Raw genomic sequence first — 24,822 nt, 5'->3', positions numbered from 1 at the left:
AAATTCAACAAGGACATGCGATGGCATGTCCTTTTTATTTACGCAGTAATGAAAGCCATGATTGAAGAACAGGTTATATTAGTTGATCCGCAAGGCAGGGAGCTGGGCGAAAAAGAAAAAATGCAAGCGCACCGGGATGGTGATCTGCATTTGGCATTTTCGGTATTGCTCTATCGCAATCGTTCGGATCAGCGGGAGTACCTGATGCATCAGCGTGCGCTGGGTAAATACCATAGTGGCGGGCTGTGGACGAACACGTGTTGCTCCCACCCCCGTGTTGGCGAGACCTTTGCCCAAGCCGGGATCCGCCGGTTAGAGGAAGAAATGGGGATCACCGCTGTCCAGCAGCTGACAGACATCGGTCACTTTGTGTATCGCGCCGAGCTCGACAGCCAGCTGGTTGAGCATGAGTTGGATCATATCCTGGTGGCACAAGTGGATGAGCTGACCGTGTCCCCTCACCCTGATGAAGTGATGGCTTACCGTTGGTGGCCTTCAGGTGAGCTGGCGCAGGCCGTAGTTGATACCCCTGAGCTGTTCACGGCTTGGTTTCCGCAAGTGCTGGCAGAGACGGAAAATTGCTAATTCCGCTCCTGTTAAAAACTGATTAGATAACTGATAGGGTTGGTTTAAGGCCTTGTCTTATCAATAAAAAAAGCTGCCGTTGGCAGCTTTTTTTGACTTCAATCTGTATTACTTGCGTACTGCAATCGCTTCGATTTCGATTTTCACGTCTTTTGGTAGGCGAGCCACTTCAACGCAAGAGCGCGCAGGGTAAGGGGCGTTATGCTCGTCGAAGAACTTGCCGTAGACCTCGTTCACTGTACCAAAGTCATTCAGATCTTTGACGAATACCGTCATTTTCACAATGTCGGCCACTTTCAGGCCTGAAGACTCAACAACCGCTTTTACATTTTCTAGAGACTGGCGAGCTTGCTCTGCAATATCTTCAGCAACTTCACCCGTTTGTGGGTTCACCGGGATTTGGCCAGAAGTTAGCACCATATTGCCAAGGTCAACGCCTTGGACGTATGGGCCAATCGCGGCAGGAGCTTGCTCTGTATGTAGTACTTGGGTCATTGGATGTCCTTACTTAGTCGTTATTACGTGAAGCAATAGTGTGCAACCCGGAGGCCCACAGGTCAAAGGTTTTTCCGCTAGGCGGGGATCCCCAGCCGGGCTTTCACTACCTGTTCACACTGCTCTATTCTGCTGATGTCTTTTGGCGCAATCATCACCGTGTCGTTGCCGCCGACAGTGCCAAGGATTTCGGCGTGGGGCTGAATATCGATAAGGCGCGCAACCAACTGGGCACCGCCGGGATGGGTTTTGACAACAACAACAAGCTGGTTGTGGGTGATAAACTCGATTTGCGAGGCAATGGACGAACCAACCTGTACCGGCTCGTTTTCGACGGTTAGGCAATAGACTTTTTTACCGTAGGCATTCGGTACCTTGGCAACGCCGAGGCGGGAAAGCAGGCGCGATACGGTAGATTGGCTGACATCCTCGAAGCCCAATTCAATCAGGCGGGCACGAATGTCATCTTGGGTGGAAAAACTTTGCTGCTGTAATAGTCGCTTGCAGGCTGTTGTAATGCTCTCTTCAGGGCAAAAAGCATCAATCGCTCCGTGCATACTGAATCCACTCACGGGCAACTCCTTGTTGTTTTGTAGGTTTTAGATCGTATCTATATTTCACCAACTGGGAGCGTTAGTTGTTGTACGGGGCTAAGCCCTTGTCGCGCCCTTTGTTCATTGAGCTGGTGGGTACCGCAAGATATACCTATGCTGTTGCATAATCTTGCATACGCATCATATCAGCAATGCAACAATATTTTTTTGACCCTTATCACCAAAATAATATGCCAGCTAAGTGGTTAAAATAACGAATTATATCCGGATTGGTTGAGTAGGTGGCGTTGCTTTTTCTGTTGCTCAGGTAATGTTGTTGCGATCTCCTCAGGCTCTTGCGAGCTATCTTTTGGGGTTGGGTACTGGGGTTGCAAAAAGGTAGGGGATACCGGCGTACGGTATTGCCTGAGGGCTGAGGTTGCAGCCGGCGCCTGGTTGCTTTGCGCCGTTAGCGGTGCCAATGCGTTGTTTGTGCTGCCGTCTGAGCGGTTAGCGCTAGTGGTGTTGGATGGCTGCCCTTGGCGGTTGAGCTCGGTGACGTATTGCGAAACCTGGATGGAAGCAAGCGCAGGACTGGCTGATTGAGGATGGATCCCCAGCGATGCTAGCCAGTCGAAAATCAGTGTGGCGGGTACAAATTGGCTATAGCGTTCAGCGGGACGGAGGTTGCTAAGATCTTCCGGGTTATGAACGATGGCGACAGTGATCCCCGCTATTTCTCCTTGCTCGTTGAAAACCGGACCACCACTCATGCCGGACATGACAGGCGCATCACTGAGGGAGTAAAGGCAGTCGGTATTGGTGTCGATGACGTCTTGTAGGTACTTTCCTTTGCCTTTTATCTTATTGCCTAGTACCGAGTGGCCGTGGTGGGAAACGGGTTGGTCAGGGTAGATCAAGCCCCACTTGGGGATATAGTCAGAAGCACGCTTGACCAATGACAAGTCGCAGTTGGGGTGGTGGATCACATCCATATCCCAGGATAGTTGGGCAACATGCTTGGCGGTGATCATATAGTCCTTGCTAACAGGCACTGCCGAGCCAAATCCGCCAACCAGCATAGGAACTCCAATCACCACCATATGGTTGGCGCTGTGGTTAGACGCAGAGCTGACCGGGCCATTGCTGGTGATACATCCGGATAAAATGAAGCCGAGGCTTAAAATACCTAACGTTGAGCGAGCGGGGTGCCAACCATGGTAAGACTGGGAGCGTGCAAATAACTTCATGCCACTGACCTTTTATTATGGCAGCAGGATTGTTGTTCGTTTTTTTCCCTACTGCTGGTGGATGTCTTTCAAAGGTAGCGGGAGGGAAGGGGGAGGAAGCGCTCTAGAAATGAGAATAAAAAAGCCGACTCAGGGTTGAGTCGGCATTCTTAATTGCTGGTCAGCAAACTGCGCCTTTAAGACAGCATATTGTTGGCTAATCTCAGTTATGCGGATTAGTTATGCTCGGTAACAATCTCGCGAGAGAAGACTTTTTCGCAGTATTTACACTTCAATTTCACGTCTTCTTTCTTGGTGATGACGGTAAAGCCGCTGTCGACCGGTTCGCCATGAGAAATACAGTTGGTGTTCGGGCACTTGAAGATGGCGCTGATTTGCTCTGGCAGCGTCAGGTTCAGCTTCTTCACCACTTCGTAGTTTTCGATTTGGTTTACTGTTGCCTTTGGTGCGTATAGGGCAAGTTTGTTGGCCTGGTCTTCGGTAAGAAAGACATTCTCGATTTTGATCAGATCCTTAGCACCCAGCGCAGATGAAGGCAGGTTAAGGCCGACAGTGACGCGTTGGTTAGTCTTGTGCATTTTAAACAGCTTAAGCACTTTGATACCAACGTTGGCAGGGATATGGTCAATTACCGAACCATTTTTGATTGCTTCGACCTGTAGTTGTGTTTCTTTCGCCATTGTTTTCTCTCCTGCTTAAAGTGCTTCGTTAAGAACTAGTGCCAATAGGGCTTCGCGAGCGTACACGCCATTTTCTGCTTGCTGGAAGTAGTAGGCGTGCTTGGTCTTGTCGACGTCGACGGTGATTTCATCCACTCGTGGTAGCGGGTGAAGCACTTTCAGGTTGTCGCGGGCTTCCTTGAGCATGTCTGCGGTTAGGATATAGGCGGCTTTCATGTGCGCGTATTCCGACTCATCGAAGCGTTCTTTTTGAACTCGGGTCATGTACAGGATATCGAGTTCCGGGATCACATCTTCCATGCTGCTGTGCAGGCTGTAGTTGATACCGGCTTCATCCAGCTCTTCGCAGATGTAATCAGGCATCGCCAGCACTTCAGGGGCGATAAAGAAGAAGTTGATGTTATTGAACTTAGATAGCGCCTGGGTTAGCGAGTGAACGGTGCGGCCGTATTTCAAGTCGCCAACAAAGGCCACGTTCAGGTTGTCTAGGCGGCCTTGGGTTTCGTAGATTGAAAACAGGTCAAGCAGGGTTTGGGTTGGGTGCTGGTTAGCACCGTCGCCACCGTTGATCACCGGCACGCCGTGGGAAAACTCTGAGGCAAGGCGTGCAGCGCCTTCCTGCGGGTGGCGCATAACAAAGGCGTCAACGTAAGACGAGATAACCTGAACCGAATCAGACAGGGTTTCGCCCTTTTTCGCTAGTGAAGTATTACCACCGTTATCGAAACCGATGACGGTACCGCCCAAGCGTTGGATAGCTGTTTCGAATGATAGGCGTGTACGGGTCGAAGGTTCGAAAAAGCAGCTAGCAACTACCTTGTTCTTTAGTAGCTCTGGGTTTGGCTCAGCTTTCAGTGTGCTTGCAGTTTCAACAACCAGCTCTAGCTCGTTACGGCTAAGCTCTGGAATGGAAATGATGTGCTTTTGAAACAGCGAATTCGCCATGGCTTCTATTCCCTCTATATCTCAATGATGAACGTTACGTACCTGCCGCTGGTGAGCAGCCAAAAAAAAGCCCCCTTAAAAAAGGAGGCTCTTTTTAAAAATAGGAAAAATAAAAAACGGCACCGTCACCGCGAAGCGGTGGGATAGCATCAGGTCTGTAGTGACTGATTGGCGCATTTTCTATCTCTCTCTAGACAAATTGCGAAGGATTATACCCCCATTTTCCAAGAGCGCAAGCGTTTGCGCAAACTATTCAAAACATGGAAGTTTATGCAAAATATTGGGCGAAAAACGGGCTAGGAAAACTATGTCTAACTGGTTGATTTTAATAATGGTGACAACACGGGAGTAAAGCAGTGCTTGTAAATGGTAGGCATAAAAATACCGGCCCGAAGGCCGGTATAGGTGCTGAGAGATAATGCCTATTCTCCAATCACAGGCACTAAATCCAAGAGAGCCGATTAGTCGCCTAGGGTTGCAACCATCACAGCTTTGATAGTATGCATGCGGTTCTCTGCTTCGTCGAAGACGATTGAGCAATCAGACTCAACCACCTCGTCGGTCACTTCACAGCCCTGTGCTAATTCTGGGTACTCCTGCGCCAGCTGCTTGCCGACAGTGGTGTCTTCACCGTGGAATGCAGGTAGGCAGTGCATGAATTTCACATGCGGGTTACCCGTTGCCTTGATCATGTCCATGTTCACTTGGTAAGGCAGCATGAGTTTAATACGCTCAGCCCAAGCTTCTTTTGCTTCACCCATTGATACCCATACGTCGGTGTATAGGTAATCAACGCCTTCAACGCCTTCTTGCACATCTTCGGTTAGGGTGATTTTCGCGCCGGTTTTCTCGGCAATGTCGCGGCATTGTGCAACAAGTGCTTCTTCTGGCCAGAACTGCTTAGGGGCAACTAGGCGGATGTCCATGCCCATTTTCGCTGCGCCGACCATTAGCGAGTTACCCATGTTGTTGCGCGCATCGCCTAGGTAAGCAAACTTCATTTCGTGCAGTTGCTTGCCGCGGCCGTGCTCCATCATGGTGAGGAAGTCGGCTAGGATTTGAGTTGGGTGGAACTCATTCGTCAGGCCATTCCATACTGGAACACCAGCATATTGACCTAGCTCTTCAACGATTTCCTGGCCAAAGCCACGGTACTCGATGCCGTCATACATGCGGCCCAGTACGCGAGCGGTATCTTTCATTGATTCCTTGTGGCCGATTTGCGAACCAGATGGACCTAAGTAAGAAACTTGAGCGCCTTGGTCGAATGCCGCTACTTCAAACGCACAACGGGTACGTGTCGAGGTTTTTTCGAAGATCAATGCGATGTTTTTGCCTTTTAGGCGAGGCTGCTCGTAACCGTTGTACTTCGCTTTTTTCAGCTCGGCAGACAAATCTAGCAGGTGCTGAATTTCACGTGGTGTAAAGTCTAGTAGTTTTAGGAAGTTACGGTTGCGAAGATTAAAAGCCATGATGTTATCCTCTCTGAATCTGTATCTCTCTGTCTGGCTGGGCAAGCTGATTGGCGTCTCACCGCAGCCAGTTGGGTTTTATATGTATTGTTTAACTTATTATTGAGTATTTGTGAATAACTATTCCGTTATTCTGCAATAATATTTGTTCCAGCTTCACCTTTTAGGATGGCAAGACCATCTTCAAGGGCGCCGATACCGACAAGCTTGCCGCCTTTTTTAATGAACTCGCAAGATGCATCGATCTTTGGCCCCATGGAGCCAGCATCGAAGGCATATTGGGCAAGCTCACGCGGATTGGTGCTGCGCAGTGCTTTTTGCGTTGGTTTGCCCCAGTCAAGGTAAACCGCATCGGCATCGGTTAGGATCAGTAGCGCATCGGCATCAAGTTGCTTGGCAAGGTAAGCCGCCGACATGTCTTTGTCGATCACCGCCTCTACCCCAACCAGTTTGCCGTTTTCTTTCTTCACCGGAATACCGCCGCCGCCGGTACAGATCACCAAGTGCTCTTGCTTTATCAGGGTGCTGATCGCATCGCTTTCTACGATGCCTGTCGGTAGCGGGCTTGGCACCACGCGGCGGAAGTATTGGCCGTCTGGTTTGACGGTCCAGTGGTACTTCTCGGCCATTTCGCGGGCTTCAGCTTCTTGGTAAACTGGGCCAATTGGCTTGGTTGGATCGGCGAAGGCAGGATCATTGGGATCAACTGTCATCTGGGTTAGCATGCAAGAAACGTCTTGCTCTGGAAGCAGGTTTTTCAGCTCTTGCATCAGCATGTAGCCAATCATGCCCTGTGTTTCCGAGCCCAGTACATCCAGCGGGTATGGGTTTACCTTTTTGTATTCCAGTCCTTGCAGTGCCAGCAGGCCTACTTGAGGGCCGTTTCCGTGTACCAGCACCACGTTGTACTCTTTGCCGATTTCGGCAATGGTTTGGGCGGCTTTGGCGATATTCTGGCGCTGGGTCTCGGCCTCTAGTGGTTCGCCGCGGCGGAGCAGGGCGTTACCGCCCAACGCAACAACAACAGTTTGCTTAGTCATATGATCGTCTCTCTCGGTTTTTCTCAGTCTTGTTATTGGTAGGCTTGAGCCATTAGATTCTGAGAAGGTATTCTGCTGTGTGACCGGCGGCGATGCCGGCCATCGTGATTACCAACGGGTGGCCAATTAGATGCCGTCACGCTCGATTGGGCAGCTCATGCAGCGAGCACCGCCACGGCCGCGGCCTAGTTCGTCACCTGGGATTGGCAGAACGGTGATACCGGCTTTGTCGTATTTCTCGTTGGTGTAAACGTTGCGCTCGTAACCGACCACGACGCCAGGTTTCACCGTTAGTACGTTGTTGGCATCGTTCCACTGCTCGCGCTCAGCTTCGAAGCTGTCACCGCCTGTGGTGATCAGGTTCAGTTGGCCAACACCCAGTGCTTTTTCGATAGCCGTTACAAAGTAGCCTTCTTCTTTCGCTTTCACGGCACCCGTCTCATCGCCGGTTAGGCTCCAGCATTTCACATCTTTGCGAACCACTTCCGGGTAAACCGAGAAGGTGTCTTCACGCATGTGTGTCATTACGGTATCGAGGTGCATGCAAGAGCGGTGCTTAGGCAGCTCCATGGCGATAACTTGTTTGGCTTCGCCGTGTTTGAACAGGCTGGATGCCAACTGCTCAACACCTTGTGGCGTGGTGCGCTCTGACATACCGATAAGCACCGAGCCCTTACCGATAACCAGTACGTCGCCGCCTTCAATGGTGGAGTTGTCGTACAGCTTTTCCTCGTCGCCGAAATACTTGATAAAGTCTTCGCCAGCGAAGGTTGGGTGCCAGCGGTAGATAGCACGTAGGTGGTTGGTTTCACGTTGGCGAGCAGGTTTCGCCATTGGGTTGATAGAGACGCCACCGTAAACCCAGCAAGAGGTGTCGCGGGTAAACAGGTGGTTTGGTAGCGGTTCAATGATGAAGTCGCTTGGCTCATGCATGCCTTGCAGCATAGATGAAGATTGGATTGGTAGCTCGGAATAAGCCAAACCGCCCAGCAAGATTGAAGCTAATTCACGATGAGGCAGATCTGCTAGGAAGCAGCGAACATCGTTAGCGAATGTAGGGCCGAAGCGGTAATCAGAAATTTGGGTATCAAGTAGCCATGCTTTCGCTTCCGCGACATCCAATGTTTCTGCCAGCATGTCATGAAGTAGGAAAACTTCGACACCTTGCTCGCGCAGCGTGTTAGCGAACACATCGTGCTCTTCGCCTGCACGCTCAACAGCTAGTACGTCATCGAACAGTAATTCGTGGCAGTTCGATGGCGTAAGGTGTGTTAGAGCTCGCTCTGGACGATGAAGAAGTACGCGGCGTAGTTGGCCTATTTCAGAACCTACATAGAACTTACTCATGATCGTATCTCTCTTTATATATTATTTTGCCATGGTATGGCTTTATTTGTTTTTTGCGAAGTTTGTGTTTTTTATTTCTTCGCTTTCGTATCTGGAATTTATTTTACTCTTAACCTAAGTGGAGTCTTAGAGTTTCATCACAGTTTTATTATTATCGTTATAACCTGGTATTTTTCTTTTGTTAACATTTTTAATGCAAATTATGCTTGGTTATTCACCTGGGTTTTTATGTGAGATATTCGGTTTTTTTTACATGTTTTGTTTTTAAATGGTTGTTTTTATATGGTTGTTAGCTAAAGGGAGGAATAATATTCATCTGTTCTATTGTTGATTTTTTGTTGTGTTTTGATGGTTATGCACTAAAAGTGTTTGTCTATATAAAATAAACGAGAATGTTATACTCGTAGTAACAAATCTTTTTCTTTTTTATTTGTTCTTGGTCATGTTTAGCGAGGTGATATATTTAATTTGTGAGGTTTGTTTTTTGCTTTTAATATATTTAAAGCATGGCTTTAATACGGGGTTGTTTTATCTTTAGTACATGTTTTTCTATGTGGGTTAAATTTATTGGTATTTATCGTGCCATAAAAAAACCGCCACGAAGGCGGTTTTTTATTGTCTATATTGGTCTATAAGGCAGCGCTTACGACATCATGACACCCACGCTCAGCATGACCATTGATAGTAATAGCAAAATGCCTAGAAGCGGCGCGACCCATTTCACCCAGCGTACATAAGGAACGCGAGCAATGGCCAAGCCACCCATTACCACCGCCGATGTTGGTGTCATCAAGTTAACGATACCCGAAGCGGACTGGTAAGCGGTCACTACGATATCCCGCCCGACGCCGGCGAAATCGGCGAGCGGTGCCATGATTGGCATGGTTAGCACGGCCAAGCCAGAAGAGGATGGCACAAGGAAAGATAGCAAGATTTCCAACCAGTACATGACGTTGATGAATACTACCGACGATAGGCCCGTGACGATGTGCTCGGCTGAGTTAAGAATGGTATCGGTGATCATACCGCGGTCCATAATGACAACGATGCCTCGGGCGATACCGATGATCAGGGCGACACCCAGCAGATCGCGGGCACCGTCGATAAAGCTAGAAGTGAACTCTTCTTCGCTCATTCGGGCAATCAAACCAATGATAATCGTCGACGCGAGGAACATGGCTGAAATTTCAGCCATCCACCAACCCGCTACCGACACACCATAAATCATGATGCCGAAAGAGGCTGCAAAGATTGCCAGGATGATCTTGCGGGTGGTGGTGAACTCCAACATTTCGCCCGACTGGTTGCCAAGGAAGTGGGCCTTGTTTTCCTCGTATTTATCGAACACGATAGACTTGGTTTTGTCTGCGCGAACCATTTTCGCATAGCGCATGACGTAGCCAACGCAAATCACCCAGCCAACGACCAGCATGGCGACGCGAAGCATGATGCCGTCGGTAAATGGAATGCCTGCAGCGTTGGCGGCAATCACGGTGGCAAACGGGTTGATGGTTGAACCTAGCGTACCGATACCGGCGCCCAGCAAAACAGTGGCGGCTGCTACCACGGGGTCGAAGCGGGCAGCCATCATGACAGGCACAAGCAAGGTATAGAACGGCAACGACTCTTCCGCCATGCCATAAATAGTGCCGCCAGCGGCAAACAGGGCCATCAGGATGGGGATCATCAACTCTTCCCGGCCATGCAAGCGCGCGGTGACGCGTTCGATACCCGCATCGATAGCCCCGGTTTTGGTCACGAGGCCAAGGAAACCGCCGATCACTAGAATAAACAGTGACACGTCGATAGCGGCTGCTTCATAGGTGGTATGGTCGTAAAATCCGTCAATCGGTGCCAGCAAGACGTCAACTACGCCTTGCGGGTTGCTCTCAACGGGGTGGTAGGTACCCGTGACAGGGACTTCCTTGCCAAGGTCTTCGTTCATCACTCGGTCATATTGGCCGGCTGGCACAATCCAAGTCATCAGCGCCACAAGGGCAATAAGGGCAAAAAGGATGGTGTAGGCAGAAGGGAATTTGAAGTTGGCAAAAAAGCCGCTTTTCTCTTCTGATTTGATTACTTCGGTTGTCATTATTATCTCCTCGCCTTTGTTGCCGACGGCAGCAAAGGGTCATCTACCAAGCCTTAATCCGGACATGACAAAGCTCGCCAGCAGCAAAGCCGGTTTACACAATTGTGCGCCAAGTCGGAAAGACTACAACGTTGTGGGGCGCTTTCTACGACTTATAGGGGCGTGAGAAAGATGCCAAGGTGTGATGCGGGGTGAGGCTAGAGTACCCGTCATCTGATTGCTGGTGGGTCGGATCCAGAATACCGTTGCTGCCGGTATCGGATATCACCGTAGTCAGATGGGTGAGTGCTCTACGTGGGCGGCGCAGCGGCTGGCGCCGCCGATGCCCGGGCTCAAGGCCGAGGTAGAAGTTACTCATGATCGTATCTCTCGTATAGTGTAATAGGCCTGCAGTCTTTGCCGCGGCTCTTTATGTGGTGCAGGTGAATTTTATGCTGATAGGCTGGGTTTAACTTTGGGGTTGTTCACATTTTTTTTGCACTGGTTTTGTGGGGCAAAATGGCCAGGAAATTCGGTTGGGGTATTTCACTGGTATAAGTGGGTGAATATGCTATTTAGCTTTTTTTTATAATGGCCCGTCCTATATTAAGGCCATTTTTATAGAGAAATGCCCTAGTCCCCCGCCAGGCGCCCGTTGTTATTACATAGCGTGGAGGGAGCAGGGGGAGCCTCGATGCATTCACCTCGTGTGCATATCTGGGAATATTATGCATTTTTTCGATGAAAGTGGCAGCTAATGCCAAATGACATTCTTTTGATAGAAATCAAGTTTCTTTCGCTGCATGTATTGCTCAAATTCCCGATAGCGAAAGGCACTGGCACCGTGTTTTTGGCGAAGGTGAGATAAAGCCGTTCGAATAATGGTAATTCGTTGCAATCCGTGCGATATTTGCCAACAAATTTATTCCTAGTTGGAGTTACCCATGTCTATTGCAGAACTGATTGAAGAGCAGAAGGAAGAGACTCGCGATATTATTGCGGCGTTGCTTGAAGACGGCAGCGATCCGGATGCGCTTTATACCATTGAACACCACTTTTCGGCGGATACGTTCGAAGAGCTGGAAGCTGCAGCGGTAGAAGCATTCAAGATGGGCTTTGAAGTTCAGGAAGCGGAAGAGCTAGAGCTTGCACCAGAAGACGGTGGCGGTAAGGTTGTCTGCTTTGATGCGGTAATGGAATCGGCACTGAAGGTTGAGCTACTCGACGAGCAGGCAGATAAAATGATCCAGCTTGCCGACAAGCACAACATTGATTACGACGGTTGGGGGACGTACTTCGAGTCTGGTGAAGACGACGAAGAAGAGTACGAAGACGAAGAGTAATCGTTGAAATTGAATAAAAAAGCTGGCTTAGGCCAGCTTTTTTTGTCTTGCTTCATTTCCAAGTGCCACTATAGCGCTTTGAGCATCCTTACTTCGCAGGCGTCATGGCCGGTGTTGCCCATTGCATGGGGGATATGATCAAACCCCAGTGATTCATAAAGGGCAATCGCCGCGTTCAGATCGGCTGTGGTTTCCAGGTAGCAGGCACTGTAGCCTTGCTGGCGGGCAAACTTCAGTGCCGTTGCCGCAATTCGGCGGGCAAAGCCCTTGCCCCTTAGCTCCGGCAGGAAGTACATCTTCTGTAGTTCGCATACCCCTTGTTCGCCCTCCAGCGCGGCGATCCCGCCGCCGCCGAGAATACGGTGATCTTTTTCCACAACCCAGAAAGCAGTGTTGCTAGCGCCGTATACGTCGCTCAGGCAGTCCAGCGTTGGATCCGACACACCGTAGCCTTTATCAGGCGTTAGCCCATGCTCGGCCGATACCCGGCGTACTACCGCCGCCATGGCCGCATTATCCTGGGGAGTGAGCAAGCGCAGCGTGAAATCGTTTTGCTGGCGGCTAGCACTAATGGCCTTGGTATAACGCCTCAGGCTGTTTTCAAGCTGGGCTACCTCATCGCTATCAAGCTGTTCGAGGAAGTGGCTGACATGCTGGTTCAGGCCTTGGTTAAGCTGATTGAGGGTTTGCTGGCCAGAAGCGGTCAGTGACGAAAGCTGCTTGCGCCGATCCTCGGGATCCGCCTTGGTTTCGACGTACCCGGCATTGAGCAAGCTGGCATTGGTGCGGCTGGCATTGGACTTATCAACCTTGAGTCGTTCGGCCATTTGGTTGACGGTGAGTGGGCCTTGCTCCAGTTCTATCAGGGCGTGGGCTTGCACAGGGGTTAGGTCAAGATCACCGCATTGGTGATCGAGCATGCCCAGTTCACGCACTAGGTGTCGCGACTGGGCACGTATCGTCGAAGCATCCATGTCATTGCACTCATTTAGTTGTGTAGTGCAATCAAAATTAGTTGTTTAGCGCAACCTTGTCAACGGGAGCTTCGGTGGCTTCTTCAGCGCATTGTTTTAATTCGTTGTGGTGGCAGGCCAAGTGCTGAATAGCCTGGGCGGCTGCCTGCTTGGCTGTTTTCTTCTGCCATACACGCTCGTGGAAGTAATACGCCATGGTATTGATGCAAGGCTCAATCATCGCCATGATACTGCCAATTAGGATATCGCCAGTCAGGATGTACACCACGCTAAAGGCGACGGTGAAGTGCACCACCGCAAAGCTAACCGTTTTGCGGGCTGGGTTGCCAAGCTGGGTACGTGCCAATGTTTTACTCTGCCAAGCCTTCTCATGGAAATAGAAGGCGACGGTATTGACCATCGGCTCTATCATTGCAATTAGGCTACCGATAAGGATGTCGCCTGTAAGTAGGTATGCAACACTAAAAGCGACAATAAAGTGAATGATGGCGAAGCTGATGGTCTTTTTCATAAATCGTCTCCCTCTTGAATAACTAAATCGTAATGATAATGGTTATCATTTGCAAGTGTTTTGGGCAATAATTGTGATAGGGAAAAGCAATGAAAGGGGAGTAGTGCCGCTGAGGCTGGATTTAGTTTATTGTTTTTTAAAAGGATAGGCGGGTATTGCAGGCATAAAAAAAGCTGGTGAAGATCACCAGCTTTTTGCTTTCGGTTAGTTAGGCGTCATTACAGCGCAGCGATAGTGGCTTGCTGCTCTTCTAGCTTAACCAAGGTTTCCTTGTAGCCTTCAAGCTTCTCACGCTCTTTGGCAACAACGGCTTCAGGTGCTTTTGCTACGAAGCCTTCGTTACCCAGTTTGCCTTCGATACGCTTGATTTCACCCTGGGTCTTCTTCACTTCGCCAGCTAGACGAGCAAGCTCTGCGTCTTTGTCGATAAGACCAGCCATTGGGATCATTAGCTCAGACTTACCAACCAGTGCCGTTGCACATGCCGGTGTCTCTTCGCCATCAACCAATACTTTGATGCCTTCAAGCTTAGCCAGTGATACCAGTACCGCGCGGTTGGCTTCGATGCGTGCTGCATCTTTCTCATCTGCCACTTTCAGCATGACATCAAGCGGCTTGCTTGGGGCAATGTCGTATTCCGCACGCAGGTTACGGATGCTGGTGATGAATGCCTTTACCCACTCGATGTCTGCAATGGTTGCTTCGTCGAAGTTCGCTTCGTCAAACTGAGGCAGCGCCTGAGTCATGATGGTATCGCCTTCAACACCGTTGACTAGCGGCTTCACGCTCTGCCAGATGGTTTCGGTGATGTAAGGGATCACTGGGTGGGCTAGGCGAAGAGTCTTCTCTAGTACCGAGATCAGCGTGCGGCGGGTAGCGCGCTGCTGAGCTTCGCTGCCTTTCCACAATACAGGCTTGGTTAGCTCTAGGTACCAGTCACAGAACTGGTTCCAGATGAACTCGTAAATCGTGTTCGCTGCCATATCAAGACGGTAGTTGTCGATGTGGGCATTGAATTCTTTCGCTGCAAGCTCGAACTGAGATTCGATCCACTTGTCTGCCAATGAGTATTCAAGCTCGGCACCCGCTTCGAAACCGCAGTCTTTCTCTTCTGTGTTCATCAGTACGTAACGGCTAGCGTTCCATAGCTTGTTACAGAAGTTGCGGTAGCCCTCAAGGCGCTTCATGTCCCAGTTGATGTCACGGCCAGTCGAAGCCATGGCTGCAAGGGTGAAACGCAGGGCATCAGTACCGTATGGTTCGATACCGTTTTCGAACGTCTTACGGGTGTTCTTCTCGATCTTCGCCGCTAGCTGTGGCTGCATCATGTTGCCAGTACGCTTAGCGACTAGAGACTCAAGGTCGATACCATCGATCATGTCGATAGGGTCAAGTACGTTACCCTTAGACTTCGACATCTTGTCGCCGTTTTCGTCACGGATCAGACCCGTTACGTAAACTGTCTTGAACGGAACTTGTGGTTTGCCGTTTTCATCCTTACAGAAGTGCATGGTCATCATGATCATGCGGGCAACCCAGAAGAAGATGATGTCGAAACCGGTCACCAGCACGTCAGATGGGTGGAAGGTTTTCAGATCGTCTGTTTGCTCAGGCCAGCCTTGCGTACCGAATGTCCACAGTGCAGATGAGAACCAAGTATCCAGTACGTCATCGTCTTGGCGCAGTACAACAACAGGTGCCAAGTTGTTGTTAGCTCGTACTTCTTCTTCGGTACGGCCGACGTATACGTTGCCGTCGTTGTCGTACCATGCCGGGATGCGGTGGCCCCACCATAGCTGGCGAGAAATACACCAGTCTTGGATATCGCGCATCCAAGAGAAGTACATGTTTTCGTATTGCTTAGGAACGAACTGGATCTCGCCGTCTTCCACCGCTTTAGTAGCTGTTTCAGCAAGCGGTGCAGCACGCACGTACCACTGGTCAGTTAGCATTGGCTCGATAACCACGCCACCACGGTCACCGTAAGGGACGGTTAGGTCGTGATCTTTGATTTCGTCCAGCAGGCCCAGTTCGTCAAACTCGGCAACGATAGCTTTACGTGCAGCAAAGCGCTCCATGCCGTGGTATTTCTCTGGTAGCTCAGTGCTGTATGCATCGCTTGGTTCACCGTTGGTGGTGAATACTTCCGCCGCGTTGCGGATGTCAGCATTGAACGTCAGGATGTTGATCATTGGTAGGCTGTGGCGCTTACCAACTTCGTAGTCGTTAAAGTCGTGCGCAGGGGTGATCTTCACACAACCTGTGCCTTTCTCCATGTCGGCGTGCTCGTCGCCAACAATTGGGATACGGCGGTTAACGATTGGCAGTAGGATTTCCTTGCCGATCAGATCTTTGTAGCGTGGATCTTCTGGGTTAACCGCAACACCGGTATCACCAAGCATGGTTTCCGGACGTGTGGTCGCCACAACGATGTAGTCTTTGCCTTCTGCTGTTTTCACGCCGTCTGCCAGCGGATAGCGGAAATGCCACATGTTGCCTTTCTTATCTTTGTTTTCTACTTCAAGATCAGAAATCGCAGTGTGTAGTTTTGGATCCCAGTTAACCAGGCGCTTGCCGCGGTAGATCAGGTCGTCTTCGTATAGGCGAACGAAGACTTCCTGAACCGCATTCGACAGACCTTCGTCCATCGTGAAGCGTTCGCGATCCCAGTCTACAGATGCACCGAGGCGACGAAGCTGCTTGGTAATGGTACCGCCAGACTCGCCTTTCCACTCCCAGATCTTATCGATGAAAGCGTCGCGGCCGTAATCGTGCTTGGTCTTGCCTTCTTCGGCTGCAATCTTACGCTCCACAACCATCTGGGTGGCGATACCTGCGTGGTCGGTACCGACTTGCCATAGGGTGTTTTTGCCTTTCATACGCTCACAGCGGATCAGGGTATCCATGATGGTATCCTGGAACGCGTGGCCCATGTGCAGGCTACCTGTGACGTTTGGCGGTGGGATCATGATGCTGTAGGCATCTTTTGATGTGTCACCGTGAGGCTTGAAGTAACCAGCCTCTTCCCAGCGCTGATATAGCGCCTGTTCAATTGATTGTGGGTTGTATGTCTTTTCCATAGCGCTCTTAGAAGGATCTATGTGGAATTAGGGCGTCTCAGGGGCAGCGGCGGTTTGAAGCTGGATCCCAGCTTGGCGATACACCTTATAGCGTTCGCGCGCCAACTGCTTGAGTTTTTCGTCGCAAGGGACGAAGTCTATCACTTGTGAGAAGGTTACGGCAAAATTTGCTGCATCTTGCGCCAAATTTATTAACACACCGCGGCGTCCGCTATGGCGGAGGCCCGGCCATCCAATCTCGACAGGGGAGCCGCCGCGAGGGCCTTCCCCGATGAGATTATGCGGCACAAAGTTGTCAGGGTCTTGCTGCCATAAATACTCATCTATTTGTTCTGCTTGGTTTTTGCTTTCAGCCAGCAGATAGACTTTGTGGCCTTGCTTGTAACTCATGACTGCTTGATGGCAAGCAAAGTGCAGCTGATACTCGCTATCGGCCGCAAGGTGCTTTTCATCGATTATATAAAAGGTAGCATGAGTCATTCGTATTACTCTATAAAACAAGAGGGCCATTTGGCCCTCTATTTTGGTGTCTTACTCGACGTTCTCTAGGCCAGCTCGGTTGAGGAGGAATTGGACTAGAAGTGGGACAGGGCGACCCGTTGCGCCTTTCGCCTTGCCGCCAACCCAAGCTGTACCTGCGATATCCAGGTGCGCCCAGTTGTATTTCTTGGCAAAGCGCGACAGGAAGCAACCTGCCGTAATCGTCCCGGCACCCGGAGAGCCTAGGTTCGCCATATCAGCGAACGGGCTGGCCAGCTGCTCTTGGTACTCGTCGCTCATTGGTAAGCGCCATGCACGGTCGCCCGCCTGTTCGGAGGCGTTGATCAGCTCGTGTGCTAGCGGGTTGTGGTTCGAAATCAAGCCACTGATGTGGTTGCCAAGTGCCACGACGCAAGCACCGGTCAAGGTCGCCACGTCGACAACGCACTCCGGCTCGAAGCGCTCAACATAGGTAAGCGCGTCGCACAATACCAAGCGGCCTTCGGCGTCGGTGTTGAGGACTTCGACAGTTTGGCCCGACATGGTGGTCAGGATGTCGCCCGGACGGTATGCACCGCCACCCGGCATGTTTTCACAGCCGGCCAAAATACCCACGACGTTAATCGGCAAGTTCAGTTTCGCTAGCGACTTCATCGCACCGAACACGGTTGCCGCGCCGCACATGTCGTATTTCATTTCATCCATCTGGGCAGATGGCTTGATGGAAATACCGCCAGAGTCAAACGTTAAGCCTTTGCCGATCAAGACAATTGGCTTCGCGTCAGAGTCCGGGTTGCCCTTGTATTCGATGACCGACATCATGGCTTCGTTTTTTGAGCCTTGGCCTACCGCTAGGTAAGAGGTCATGCCCAGCTCTTTCATTTCCTGCTCACCAATGATCTTGGTGCTGACGGTATCAAAGTCATCGGCTAGGCGACGGGCCTGCGATGCCAAGTAAGCTGGGTTAGCCACGTTTGGTGGCATGTTGCCCAGATCTTTACCGGCTCTTACACCCGATGCGACAGCCAGACCATGGGAAATTGCTCGCTCACCCAACGACAGCTCACGACGGGTTGGTACGTTGAATACCAGCTTGCGTAGTGGGCGACGAGTCTCAGGCTTGCTACTCTTAAACTGATCAAAGGTATACAGGCTGTCTTTGGTGGTTTCTACCGCTTGGCGAACCTTCCAGTATGTATCGCGGCCTTTAACGTGTAGCTCGGTCAAGAAGCAGACGGCTTCCATTGAGCCCGTTTCGTTAAGGGTGCTGATGGTTTTCTTGATGATTTGCTTGTACTGGCGTTCATCAAGTTCGCGCTCTTTACCACAACCAACCAGTAATACACGCTCTGATAATACGTTTGGTACATGGTGAAGCAGCAGCATTTGGCCCGGTTTACCTTCTAAATCGCCACGGCGAAGCAGTGAGCTGATATAGCCATCACTGATCTTGTCGAGCTGTTCGGCGATTGGAGAGAGGCGACGTGGTTCAAAGACGCCAACGACGATACAGGCACTGCGCTGTTTCTCGGGGCTACCACTTTTTACACTGAACTCCATGCGTACTCCTACATCCTAATAAAGACAATTAAAGTTAAATGTTAGATAATACCGCACTTACTTGCTGGACCGCAGATTCGGTATAGGATTAAAGTGCAGGTTAACAATTAACCGAAAGATTAAAAAATAACTAATTAACCGAAAAATTATAGTGATTCCGGTAAAAAAACAAGTTTTCTATGGGTAATTAAAGCGTGATTATTGTTAGGTATTTGACGCGTGAGACATTAAAGAGCCAATTTGCTGTGCTTTTTGTCCTTTTTCTTGTCTTTATCAGTCAAAAGTTTATTCGCATTCTGGCGTCTGCCACCGAGGGTTCTATCCCGAGTGATTTGATTATCACCCTGATGGGACTGTACATGCCGTCGATGGCACTGCTAATGCTGCCGCTGAGTTTATACATCGGCATTTTGCTGACTTTTGGCCGTTTGTATGCCGAAAGTGAAATCACGGTAATGAACGCAACCGGGATCGGCAATAAGTTTTTGGTGCAGGCTGCGCTGTGGCTGGCCATTATTACCGGTAGTGTTGCGGCCTTTAATGCCCTGTGGCTCGCGCCTTGGACCGTAGAGAAAGAAACCCAGGTGATGGAGCGGGTCGAGGCTGACTCCGGGCTCGATCTGTTGGTGAAAGGGCAGTTCCAAGGCTCGCCGGATGGCAATGCCGTGGTATTTGTCGATGATATCACCGAGAGCGGTTCGCGCCTGCATAAAGTGTTTGTTGCCCAGTTGTCTTCAAAAGACACCCTGCGCCCGAGTGTGATGGTGTCGGATCGCGGTTACGTTAGCGAGCTGCCGGACGGTCGCCAAATCCTCGACTTGAAAGAAGGCACCCGCTACGAGGGGATCCCGACCCGTCTTGATTACTCGATTACCGATTTTGATGACTATCAGGCATTGATTGGCCAGCGCTCTATTCGCGAGAAGAACCGTGATTGGGATGCGTTGCCGACCCTGGAGCTGATGCAGCGGCCGGAGCTGGCCGCGAAGGCTGAATTCCAGTGGCGAATGTCGTTGGTATTGTGTATTCCATTATTGACCATGGTCGTGGTACCGCTTTCGGCGGTAAACCCGCGTCAGGGACGCTTTGCCAAATTGGTGCCGGCGGTGCTGATTTACCTGACTTATTTCTTGGCGATCAGTGCCTCGAAGTCAGCGATTGAAGATGGTGCCTTGCCTGCCGCGATTGGCATGTGGGCGATCAATGTGGTGATGTTGCTCATCGCCATTGCATTAAATACCTGGGATACCTTACCGCTAAGGGTAATGAGAGATAAGTTTCGGAGACGTGGCTAATGTTTAAGATTCTGGATTTATACATTGGCCGAACGATTGTTTCGACGTCGGCGCTGACGCTATCTACCCTTGTCGGCTTATCGGCAATCATTAAGTATGTAGAGCAGCTGCGAAAAGTGGGTGATGGTACTTACGATTTATGGAAGGCCCTCATTTATGTGCTGCTCAGTGTGCCGCGCGATATCGAAATGTTCTTCCCGATGGCGGTGCTGCTCGGCGCCTTGATTGGCTTGGGTATGCTGGCTTCTAGCTCTGAGCTGGTGGTCATGCAGGCTGCCGGATTTTCAAAGCTCGATATAGGTTTGTCGGTATTGAAGACCGCCGTGCCTTTGATGTTGCTGATCACCTTGCTGGGTCAGTGGGGGGCGCCAGAGGCGCAGAAGGCTGCGCGTGAGTTGCGTGCGTTGTGGACGTCCGGTGGTAGTATGCTGTCGGTGCAACGGGGCGTTTGGGCAAAAGATAATAACGACTTCATTTATATCGGTCGGGTGCATGAGCAAAAAGAGCTGTACGCGATCAATATCTGGACCTTCGATGATCAGGAAAACCTGACCCAATCTACTTTCGCTGAGTCTGCCGTACATGATGATCAACAAGGTTGGCTGCTGCAAGATGTGACCGTCACCGCGATTGGCGAGTCGCAGCAAACCAACGAGAAGTTTGCCCAAAGGCCGTGGCAGACCACATTGTCGCCCGACAAGTTGGCGGTGGTGACGGTGAAGCCGGAAGAGCTCGCATTGTCAGGTGTGTACGATTACGTGACCTACCTGAAAGACTCGAAGCAAGATGCCTCCCGTTATGAGCTGGCTTTTTGGCGTAAGGCGCTTCAGCCTATCTCGATTGCGGTAATGATGCTGCTCGCGCTCTCGTTCGTATTTGGCCCGCTGCGTTCGGTGACGATGGGAGCGAGGGTGTTGTCCGGGGTGATCTTTGGTTTCGCTTTCTATATATCCAATGAAGTGTTCGGCCCGATGAGTATCGTCTACCGCCTGCATCCAATAATAGGGGCGCTGGGGCCGAGTATGGTGTTCTTGATGATCACTATCTATCTGCTAAGGCGTAAGCTATAGCCAAAATAACGTACAAAAAAGGAGTCGAAAGACTCCTTTTTTATTGCTCGTTGCTTTGGCTGGTTTAGCGCTCAAGTCGTTAGGCTAGGTTCTGGACTAGGTAACCTTAGCTAGCTGCACCATTTCACATTCGGCCATAATGTCCTGGAATGACTGCTTGGTATGGCTGAAAGGAGCAATGAGGTTCCCTAGGCCAAATGCCGAAGTACAAAGGCGGATAATGGCTTGGGTGAAGCGGATGTTCGAGCCGTCTTTATTTTGAATACGTAACTTCCAAGCACGCATCCCCAATGTCTGACCTGCTTTGCACCAAAAATAAGCAAAGAAGCCGATGATCACAAAGGCGAGGTAGCCCGTATAAATTGGTCCAGCAACGGGATGTTGGGTCATGTAGGCACTGACATCTTCATAGCCCGTGATATCGATGGCACCAATACTCATTAGTATGGCGGCAATCCCCATTGCGACACCGCCTGCCAGCATTAGCACGGCCGCGACGACCAGTCCGTCATATAGCCAGGCTGCAAGGCGACGAAATAGGCTCGGATACTGCTTCTGTGTTTTAACGTCCTGTTGTTTTTTCTTGTTCACGGTTTACCCAATGCGTTGTTTGTCAAAATGCGCAAGCAGTGTAGCAACTAACAACCCAACGGTGAATTGCCTTTATCTTGAAAGTGGGATGTGCAATACGAAGCGATGCGGCTATGTTTAACGTAGCCTCTAACCCAGTATGTATAACCAGACGTGTTATTAGCAGGAGAGAGTCATGGCAGAAAGTAACGATAACACCACCAATTGGCCTGAACTAGCCGGTGCACTATACGATAAGTTAACCGAGCGCCATGCTGAGCTAACTTATGAACTCGACCATGTAGAGATTAGTGTTCCCAGCTCTGCGGGCGATAAGCCTGATCACTCAGTATGGAAAATTAACGGCTCAATCAGTATCCGTGGCCGGAACCTTGATTAGTGATGGTGGATTGTCGCGGTGAGCTGACAGTTGAGGTGGGCGGCCAAGTCGCCCACGTGTCCGCTCGCGGGCGACATTTCGTGGTTGAGTTATCCCAGGCCACCATGCTTTGGCAGTTTTGGCACTTGTACCGCCAATTACCCTTGCCTTCTTCTTTAATATCCCTTCGGCCGTTCTCTGATTTAGAGTTTACTTTTGCGGTTAGCTCATTGGCCTCTATAGTGGTTAAGCCCCGCCAAGGTTGGCTATGCGGCCTATTTCCCCTGCGCTTTTCATTCAACAACAAACGCTATTGGTTGAAAATATTACCCAGTTTATTGTGGGCGGGACTAAAGCGTTAAGCCTTATTTGTTCTCGAGTCTGCGATTTTCATCCTTGATTGGTCAAAACTAAAGCAAACGATTCAAAAACTGTATTTATTCCATTTCTTTCTATTGCGTTGGAGGAATAGATACGTAGAATAAAAAGTCTGCCCGGGTGGCGAAATTGGTAGACGCAGCGGATTCAAAATCCGCCGGTGGTGACACTGTGCCGGTTCAAGTCCGGCCCCGGGCACCAATTTCAACAACAAAGCCTCGACGAAAGTCGGGGCTTTGTTGTTTCTAGATGAGGAAAATCACCAGTTGGAGCCAGGGTTGCTCTTACATTGCCCATATTGCTTGAAAGCTGCTCGATTGTTGGCTTTTTTACTTTTTTATCTAGAAAAGTAGTTGTGTATCAACCTCGTATCCGTATAATGACCGACATCAGCCCGAGTGGTGAAATTGGTATACACGACGGATTCAAAATCCGTTTCCTTCGGGAGTGACGGTTCAAGTCCGTCCTCGGGCACCATTTTCAAACAAAGCCCCAATCGAAAGATTGGGGCTTTGTTGTATCTGCGGGTTTATTCTCTTCTTGCTTGTATCCTGTCTTTGATTGAGCCGTTATAGCTAAATGTTAGCTAGGATCGAAAAGCGCCCTAAAATCATGCTTAAGCCAACACTTCGATATATCATGTTTTAGTCTTCGGCATGATTGGGAACAAAGTGTGTCACAAGCAAGTATTCCTAACCGCTATTCGGATGTTATTGAGCGGGTTAAATATCAAATTCGGCAAAAAGTGTGGTTGCCTGGTGAGCGGGTACCGTCGATACGGAAGATGAGCCGTTTGGCCAAAGTCAGTCCGGCAACGGTGACAAAGGCTTATGAGCTATTAGAAGTTGAAGGCTGGATTTATGCCAAACCGCAAAGCGGCTATTATGTGGCTGCGCATTTCAATCAGCTTGAACCATCCTCGGCATCAGGTCTGCCCCAAGTTTCGAACCAAGCAATTTCAATTAATCGCCATGTTTTTGATGTGTTGAAAGCGATTAAGCAGCCCGACGTTATCCCGTTCGGATCGGCATTTCCCGATCCCGTATTGTTTCCTGTTGATGAACTGGGCCGGCGTCTTAGCCGTGTCATTAAATCGATGCCTCTAAATAGTGGGGTTACCGATCTCCCTCCGGGGTGTTTAGAGTTAAGGCGGGTGATAGCCCAGCGTTATGCCAACGAGGGGCTAAGTGTCAGTGCCGATGATATCGTGATCACAACGGGGGCCACGGAAGCATTGGGGGTGAGCTTGGCGGCTGTGACTCAGCCGGGCGACACTGTCGTTATTGAATCCCCTGCCTTTTATGGTGCCTTGCAGGCTATTGAACGCTTTCACCTCAAAGCGATTGAACTGCCCCTAGGCGATGGGGGCGGTGTTGATATTGATGCCTTGGCAAACATAGTCGAGCAGCATGATGTGAAAGCTTGTTGGTTTATGAGCAAGTTTCAAAACCCATCGGCAACGACGATGACGATTGAGCAACTCACTCTTATCTATCAATTGCTAGCAGCAAAGCAAATACCGCTCATTGAAGATGACGTATATAGCGAGCTGTATTTCGGCAGTGATAAGCCGCCCTCATTTAAGTCTATCGACGAGCATGGACTTGTTCTTCATTGTTCTTCGTTCTCGAAATGCCTCGCTCCGGGGTTTCGGGTGGGCTGGGTATTGGCTGGGCGCTTTAGCAAGCAAGTGGAAGAGTTGCAGTTCATGTCAACCTTGTCTGTGGCAGTACCGAATCAGCAAACGCTAGCGGCTTTTGTGAAAGCTGGGGGATACGATAACCATTTAAGGCAGTTGCGGCGGGTGCTGGAAAAGCGGGTATCAGCCACAATGACAGCCATACAAAATGACTTCCCGGCTGGAACAACGGTCACCATGCCGGAAGGTGGCTATTTCTTATGGGTGACTTTGCCCATTGAAATTGATACATCCAAGTTATTAGAGCAACTTTTGGGTCAGTACCGAATCAGTGTGGCTCCTGGCACCCTGTTTGCTAGCAGTCGCCAGTTTAAGCATTGTATGAGGCTGAATGCGAGTTTCGAATTGAATGATGAGAAGCGAAAGGCTTTAAAGCAGCTTGGTGATATTTTGCACCGAGCAAAAAAGGGATGTGAGCGATAACTGTTCATCCCTTTATTCTACCAACTGTATTACACCCGGCTTTATCCTGCATGATTTACTGAATACCTATTTTAGTTAATGACGGAGCTGGATATGACGGAAACTAACAGCAGAGTTGCTCAGATTAAGAGCGGGGGGATCACCACAGACGCTAAACTCATCATGGTTGCCATTCTTTGCGCCTTGTTGCTGATAGGGGGTCACTTGCTATTAGCCAAGGAGTTGGTCAATCAAGGTTGGGTGAAATATACCGTTGCGGCTATTCCTTTTGTTTTATTTGCTATTGGTGCTTGGGCTGTTTGGTTCACATTAAGGCTAGAAGCGAATGCTCAAGATAAATCTTGATATGAATTGGCTGCTTATTTATACGGTTGCGGGTGGTGTTGTTCGATAATTGAGCGCTTGGTGGTTTTTGGTGAAATTATTTCATTTTAGCTATTGCCAATGTGATCGAAGTCTCTATAATGCCACCTCACCGACACGGAGCACGGCAACTTAGCCAGCAACGTATCGGATTGTTCTTTAACAATTTGACCATGCAATCTGTGTGGGCACTCGTGAAATGATAGTCAAAAGATTTATCAATGAAACTGAGTGACCAAATCGAATCGCAAGATTCGGCACAGTCAATTCATTCATTAC

At 50.0% G+C, this 24,822-nt stretch carries 23 protein-coding genes and 2 tRNA genes; 10 read left to right on the top strand and 15 right to left on the bottom strand.

Annotated features, from left to right (window positions below; translation table 11 throughout):
• The first annotated feature begins 57 nt into the window (after nucleotides 1-57).
• Nucleotides 58-585 carry an isopentenyl-diphosphate Delta-isomerase gene (gene idi / locus C9I98_RS20865; RefSeq protein WP_036822898.1) on the top strand — a complete coding sequence of 176 codons (528 nt, stop codon included), beginning with the start codon at nucleotides 58-60 and terminating at the stop codon, nucleotides 583-585.
• Between the two features lie 108 nt (nucleotides 586-693).
• On the opposite strand, the gene C9I98_RS20860 is transcribed toward idi, so the two are convergent.
• The 9 genes from C9I98_RS20860 to C9I98_RS20820 form a co-directional block, all read right to left on the bottom strand.
• Complete coding sequence (locus tag C9I98_RS20860) at nucleotides 694-1,080, bottom strand: Rid family detoxifying hydrolase (RefSeq protein ID WP_036822877.1); 387 nt, start codon at nucleotides 1,078-1,080, stop codon at nucleotides 694-696.
• Nucleotides 1,081-1,157: 77 nt separating this feature from the next.
• The gene (locus tag C9I98_RS20855; protein WP_036822874.1) at nucleotides 1,158-1,637 is read right to left on the bottom strand and encodes an arginine repressor; all 480 of its coding nucleotides are present in this window, start codon (nucleotides 1,635-1,637) and stop codon (nucleotides 1,158-1,160) included.
• A gap of 242 nt (nucleotides 1,638-1,879) precedes the next feature.
• The gene (locus tag C9I98_RS26930; RefSeq protein WP_245907213.1) at nucleotides 1,880-2,863 is read right to left on the bottom strand and encodes a S1C family serine protease; all 984 of its coding nucleotides are present in this window, start codon (nucleotides 2,861-2,863) and stop codon (nucleotides 1,880-1,882) included.
• Nucleotides 2,864-3,078: 215 nt separating this feature from the next.
• A complete protein-coding gene (gene pyrI / locus C9I98_RS20845) occupies nucleotides 3,079-3,543 on the bottom strand; it encodes an aspartate carbamoyltransferase regulatory subunit (RefSeq protein ID WP_107272443.1) in 465 nt (154 codons plus the stop codon).
• A 15-nt stretch (nucleotides 3,544-3,558) separates the two neighbouring features.
• Nucleotides 3,559-4,488 (bottom strand): aspartate carbamoyltransferase, encoded by a 930-nt coding sequence (pyrB, locus tag C9I98_RS20840; RefSeq protein ID WP_036824247.1) that lies wholly within the window; start codon nucleotides 4,486-4,488, stop codon nucleotides 3,559-3,561.
• 461 nt (nucleotides 4,489-4,949) lie between these two features.
• Nucleotides 4,950-5,960 carry an ornithine carbamoyltransferase gene (locus tag C9I98_RS20835; RefSeq protein WP_036824250.1) on the bottom strand — a complete coding sequence of 337 codons (1,011 nt, stop codon included), beginning with the start codon at nucleotides 5,958-5,960 and terminating at the stop codon, nucleotides 4,950-4,952.
• Between the two features lie 128 nt (nucleotides 5,961-6,088).
• Entirely contained in the window at nucleotides 6,089-7,000 is a 912-nt protein-coding gene (gene arcC, locus C9I98_RS20830) for a carbamate kinase (RefSeq protein WP_107272442.1), read from the bottom strand.
• Between the two features lie 126 nt (nucleotides 7,001-7,126).
• On the bottom strand, nucleotides 7,127-8,347 hold the full coding sequence (gene arcA, locus C9I98_RS20825) for an arginine deiminase (RefSeq protein ID WP_036827578.1): 1,221 nt from the start codon (nucleotides 8,345-8,347) through the stop codon (nucleotides 7,127-7,129).
• A 643-nt stretch (nucleotides 8,348-8,990) separates the two neighbouring features.
• The gene (locus C9I98_RS20820) at nucleotides 8,991-10,439 is read right to left on the bottom strand and encodes a YfcC family protein (protein ID WP_036827841.1); all 1,449 of its coding nucleotides are present in this window, start codon (nucleotides 10,437-10,439) and stop codon (nucleotides 8,991-8,993) included.
• 923 nt (nucleotides 10,440-11,362) lie between these two features.
• Between C9I98_RS20820 and rraB the strand changes: the two genes are divergently transcribed.
• The gene (rraB, locus tag C9I98_RS20815) at nucleotides 11,363-11,761 is read left to right on the top strand and encodes a ribonuclease E inhibitor RraB (protein ID WP_036828206.1); all 399 of its coding nucleotides are present in this window, start codon (nucleotides 11,363-11,365) and stop codon (nucleotides 11,759-11,761) included.
• Between the two features lie 68 nt (nucleotides 11,762-11,829).
• Here rraB and C9I98_RS20810 read toward each other — a convergent pair whose 3' ends face one another.
• The 5 genes from C9I98_RS20810 to pepA all read right to left on the bottom strand — a co-directional run bounded on the left by C9I98_RS20810 (nucleotide 11,830) and on the right by pepA (nucleotide 18,366).
• Nucleotides 11,830-12,735: a bifunctional helix-turn-helix transcriptional regulator/GNAT family N-acetyltransferase gene (locus C9I98_RS20810; RefSeq protein ID WP_036828204.1), complete on the bottom strand. Its 906-nt coding sequence runs from the start codon at nucleotides 12,733-12,735 to the stop codon at nucleotides 11,830-11,832.
• A gap of 37 nt (nucleotides 12,736-12,772) precedes the next feature.
• Nucleotides 12,773-13,246, bottom strand: a complete 474-nt coding sequence (locus C9I98_RS20805) for a DUF2061 domain-containing protein (protein WP_036828202.1) — start codon at nucleotides 13,244-13,246, stop codon at nucleotides 12,773-12,775.
• Between the two features lie 218 nt (nucleotides 13,247-13,464).
• Nucleotides 13,465-16,326 (bottom strand): valine--tRNA ligase, encoded by a 2,862-nt coding sequence (locus tag C9I98_RS20800; protein WP_036828200.1) that lies wholly within the window; start codon nucleotides 16,324-16,326, stop codon nucleotides 13,465-13,467.
• Between the two features lie 27 nt (nucleotides 16,327-16,353).
• Complete coding sequence (locus C9I98_RS20795) at nucleotides 16,354-16,806, bottom strand: DNA polymerase III subunit chi (protein ID WP_036828198.1); 453 nt, start codon at nucleotides 16,804-16,806, stop codon at nucleotides 16,354-16,356.
• A gap of 51 nt (nucleotides 16,807-16,857) precedes the next feature.
• Entirely contained in the window at nucleotides 16,858-18,366 is a 1,509-nt protein-coding gene (gene pepA / locus C9I98_RS20790) for a leucyl aminopeptidase (RefSeq protein ID WP_036828196.1), read from the bottom strand.
• A 194-nt stretch (nucleotides 18,367-18,560) separates the two neighbouring features.
• Between pepA and lptF the strand changes: the two genes are divergently transcribed.
• Nucleotides 18,561-19,661, top strand: coding sequence for an LPS export ABC transporter permease LptF (gene lptF / locus C9I98_RS20785; RefSeq protein ID WP_036828194.1), 1,101 nt, complete (start codon nucleotides 18,561-18,563; stop codon nucleotides 19,659-19,661).
• On the top strand, nucleotides 19,661-20,731 hold the full coding sequence (gene lptG / locus C9I98_RS20780; protein WP_036828192.1) for an LPS export ABC transporter permease LptG: 1,071 nt from the start codon (nucleotides 19,661-19,663) through the stop codon (nucleotides 20,729-20,731). The genes lptF and lptG overlap by 1 nt, the downstream gene beginning before the upstream one ends.
• Before the next feature lie 96 nt (nucleotides 20,732-20,827).
• On the opposite strand, the gene C9I98_RS20775 is transcribed toward lptG, so the two are convergent.
• Nucleotides 20,828-21,322, bottom strand: a complete 495-nt coding sequence (locus tag C9I98_RS20775) for an RDD family protein (protein WP_036828190.1) — start codon at nucleotides 21,320-21,322, stop codon at nucleotides 20,828-20,830.
• A 175-nt stretch (nucleotides 21,323-21,497) separates the two neighbouring features.
• Here C9I98_RS20775 and C9I98_RS20770 point away from each other — a divergent pair, with 175 nt between their 5' ends.
• From C9I98_RS20770 to C9I98_RS20745, 6 genes are all read left to right on the top strand, one after another.
• Nucleotides 21,498-21,701, top strand: coding sequence for a hypothetical protein (locus tag C9I98_RS20770; RefSeq protein WP_036828189.1), 204 nt, complete (start codon nucleotides 21,498-21,500; stop codon nucleotides 21,699-21,701).
• Nucleotides 21,701-22,042 carry a hypothetical protein gene (locus tag C9I98_RS20765; protein ID WP_146153898.1) on the top strand — a complete coding sequence of 114 codons (342 nt, stop codon included), beginning with the start codon at nucleotides 21,701-21,703 and terminating at the stop codon, nucleotides 22,040-22,042. The genes C9I98_RS20770 and C9I98_RS20765 overlap by 1 nt, the downstream gene beginning before the upstream one ends.
• A 130-nt stretch (nucleotides 22,043-22,172) precedes the next feature.
• Nucleotides 22,173-22,259 (top strand) — tRNA-Leu (locus tag C9I98_RS20760).
• A 191-nt stretch (nucleotides 22,260-22,450) separates the two neighbouring features.
• Nucleotides 22,451-22,535, top strand: a tRNA-Leu gene (locus C9I98_RS20755).
• 196 nt (nucleotides 22,536-22,731) lie between these two features.
• Entirely contained in the window at nucleotides 22,732-24,180 is a 1,449-nt protein-coding gene (locus tag C9I98_RS20750) for an aminotransferase-like domain-containing protein (protein WP_245907212.1), read from the top strand.
• A gap of 93 nt (nucleotides 24,181-24,273) precedes the next feature.
• Complete coding sequence (locus C9I98_RS20745; RefSeq protein ID WP_051902552.1) at nucleotides 24,274-24,525, top strand: hypothetical protein; 252 nt, start codon at nucleotides 24,274-24,276, stop codon at nucleotides 24,523-24,525.
• Nucleotides 24,526-24,822: the final 297 nt, after the last annotated feature.

This window comes from Photobacterium sanctipauli, assembly GCF_003026495.1.
Taxonomy (GTDB): domain Bacteria; phylum Pseudomonadota; class Gammaproteobacteria; order Enterobacterales; family Vibrionaceae; genus Photobacterium; species Photobacterium sanctipauli.
This window is presented reverse-complemented; position numbering and strand designations above follow the sequence as displayed.

Bases quoted from the DNA above. Each gene is read 5' to 3' on its own strand.
- arcA (WP_036827578.1), bottom strand. From the start codon at position 8,347: ATGAGTAAGTTCTATGTAGGTTCTGAAATAGGCCAACTACGCCGCGTA.
- idi (WP_036822898.1), top strand. From the start codon at position 58: ATGATTGAAGAACAGGTTATATTAGTTGATCCGCAAGGCAGGGAGCTG.
- C9I98_RS20860 (WP_036822877.1), bottom strand. From the start codon at position 1,080: ATGACCCAAGTACTACATACAGAGCAAGCTCCTGCCGCGATTGGCCCA.
- pyrB (WP_036824247.1), bottom strand. From the start codon at position 4,488: ATGGCGAATTCGCTGTTTCAAAAGCACATCATTTCCATTCCAGAGCTT.
- C9I98_RS20810 (WP_036828204.1), bottom strand. From the start codon at position 12,735: ATGGATGCTTCGACGATACGTGCCCAGTCGCGACACCTAGTGCGTGAA.
- arcC (WP_107272442.1), bottom strand. From the start codon at position 7,000: ATGACTAAGCAAACTGTTGTTGTTGCGTTGGGCGGTAACGCCCTGCTC.
- C9I98_RS20835 (WP_036824250.1), bottom strand. From the start codon at position 5,960: ATGGCTTTTAATCTTCGCAACCGTAACTTCCTAAAACTACTAGACTTT.
- C9I98_RS20820 (WP_036827841.1), bottom strand. From the start codon at position 10,439: ATGACAACCGAAGTAATCAAATCAGAAGAGAAAAGCGGCTTTTTTGCC.
- C9I98_RS20805 (WP_036828202.1), bottom strand. From the start codon at position 13,246: ATGAAAAAGACCATCAGCTTCGCCATCATTCACTTTATTGTCGCTTTT.
- pepA (WP_036828196.1), bottom strand. From the start codon at position 18,366: ATGGAGTTCAGTGTAAAAAGTGGTAGCCCCGAGAAACAGCGCAGTGCC.
- pyrI (WP_107272443.1), bottom strand. From the start codon at position 3,543: ATGGCGAAAGAAACACAACTACAGGTCGAAGCAATCAAAAATGGTTCG.
- C9I98_RS20795 (WP_036828198.1), bottom strand. From the start codon at position 16,806: ATGACTCATGCTACCTTTTATATAATCGATGAAAAGCACCTTGCGGCC.
- C9I98_RS20855 (WP_036822874.1), bottom strand. From the start codon at position 1,637: ATGCACGGAGCGATTGATGCTTTTTGCCCTGAAGAGAGCATTACAACA.
- lptG (WP_036828192.1), top strand. From the start codon at position 19,661: ATGTTTAAGATTCTGGATTTATACATTGGCCGAACGATTGTTTCGACG.
- C9I98_RS20770 (WP_036828189.1), top strand. From the start codon at position 21,498: ATGGCAGAAAGTAACGATAACACCACCAATTGGCCTGAACTAGCCGGT.
- rraB (WP_036828206.1), top strand. From the start codon at position 11,363: ATGTCTATTGCAGAACTGATTGAAGAGCAGAAGGAAGAGACTCGCGAT.
- C9I98_RS20745 (WP_051902552.1), top strand. From the start codon at position 24,274: ATGACGGAAACTAACAGCAGAGTTGCTCAGATTAAGAGCGGGGGGATC.
- C9I98_RS20800 (WP_036828200.1), bottom strand. From the start codon at position 16,326: ATGGAAAAGACATACAACCCACAATCAATTGAACAGGCGCTATATCAG.
- C9I98_RS26930 (WP_245907213.1), bottom strand. From the start codon at position 2,863: ATGAAGTTATTTGCACGCTCCCAGTCTTACCATGGTTGGCACCCCGCT.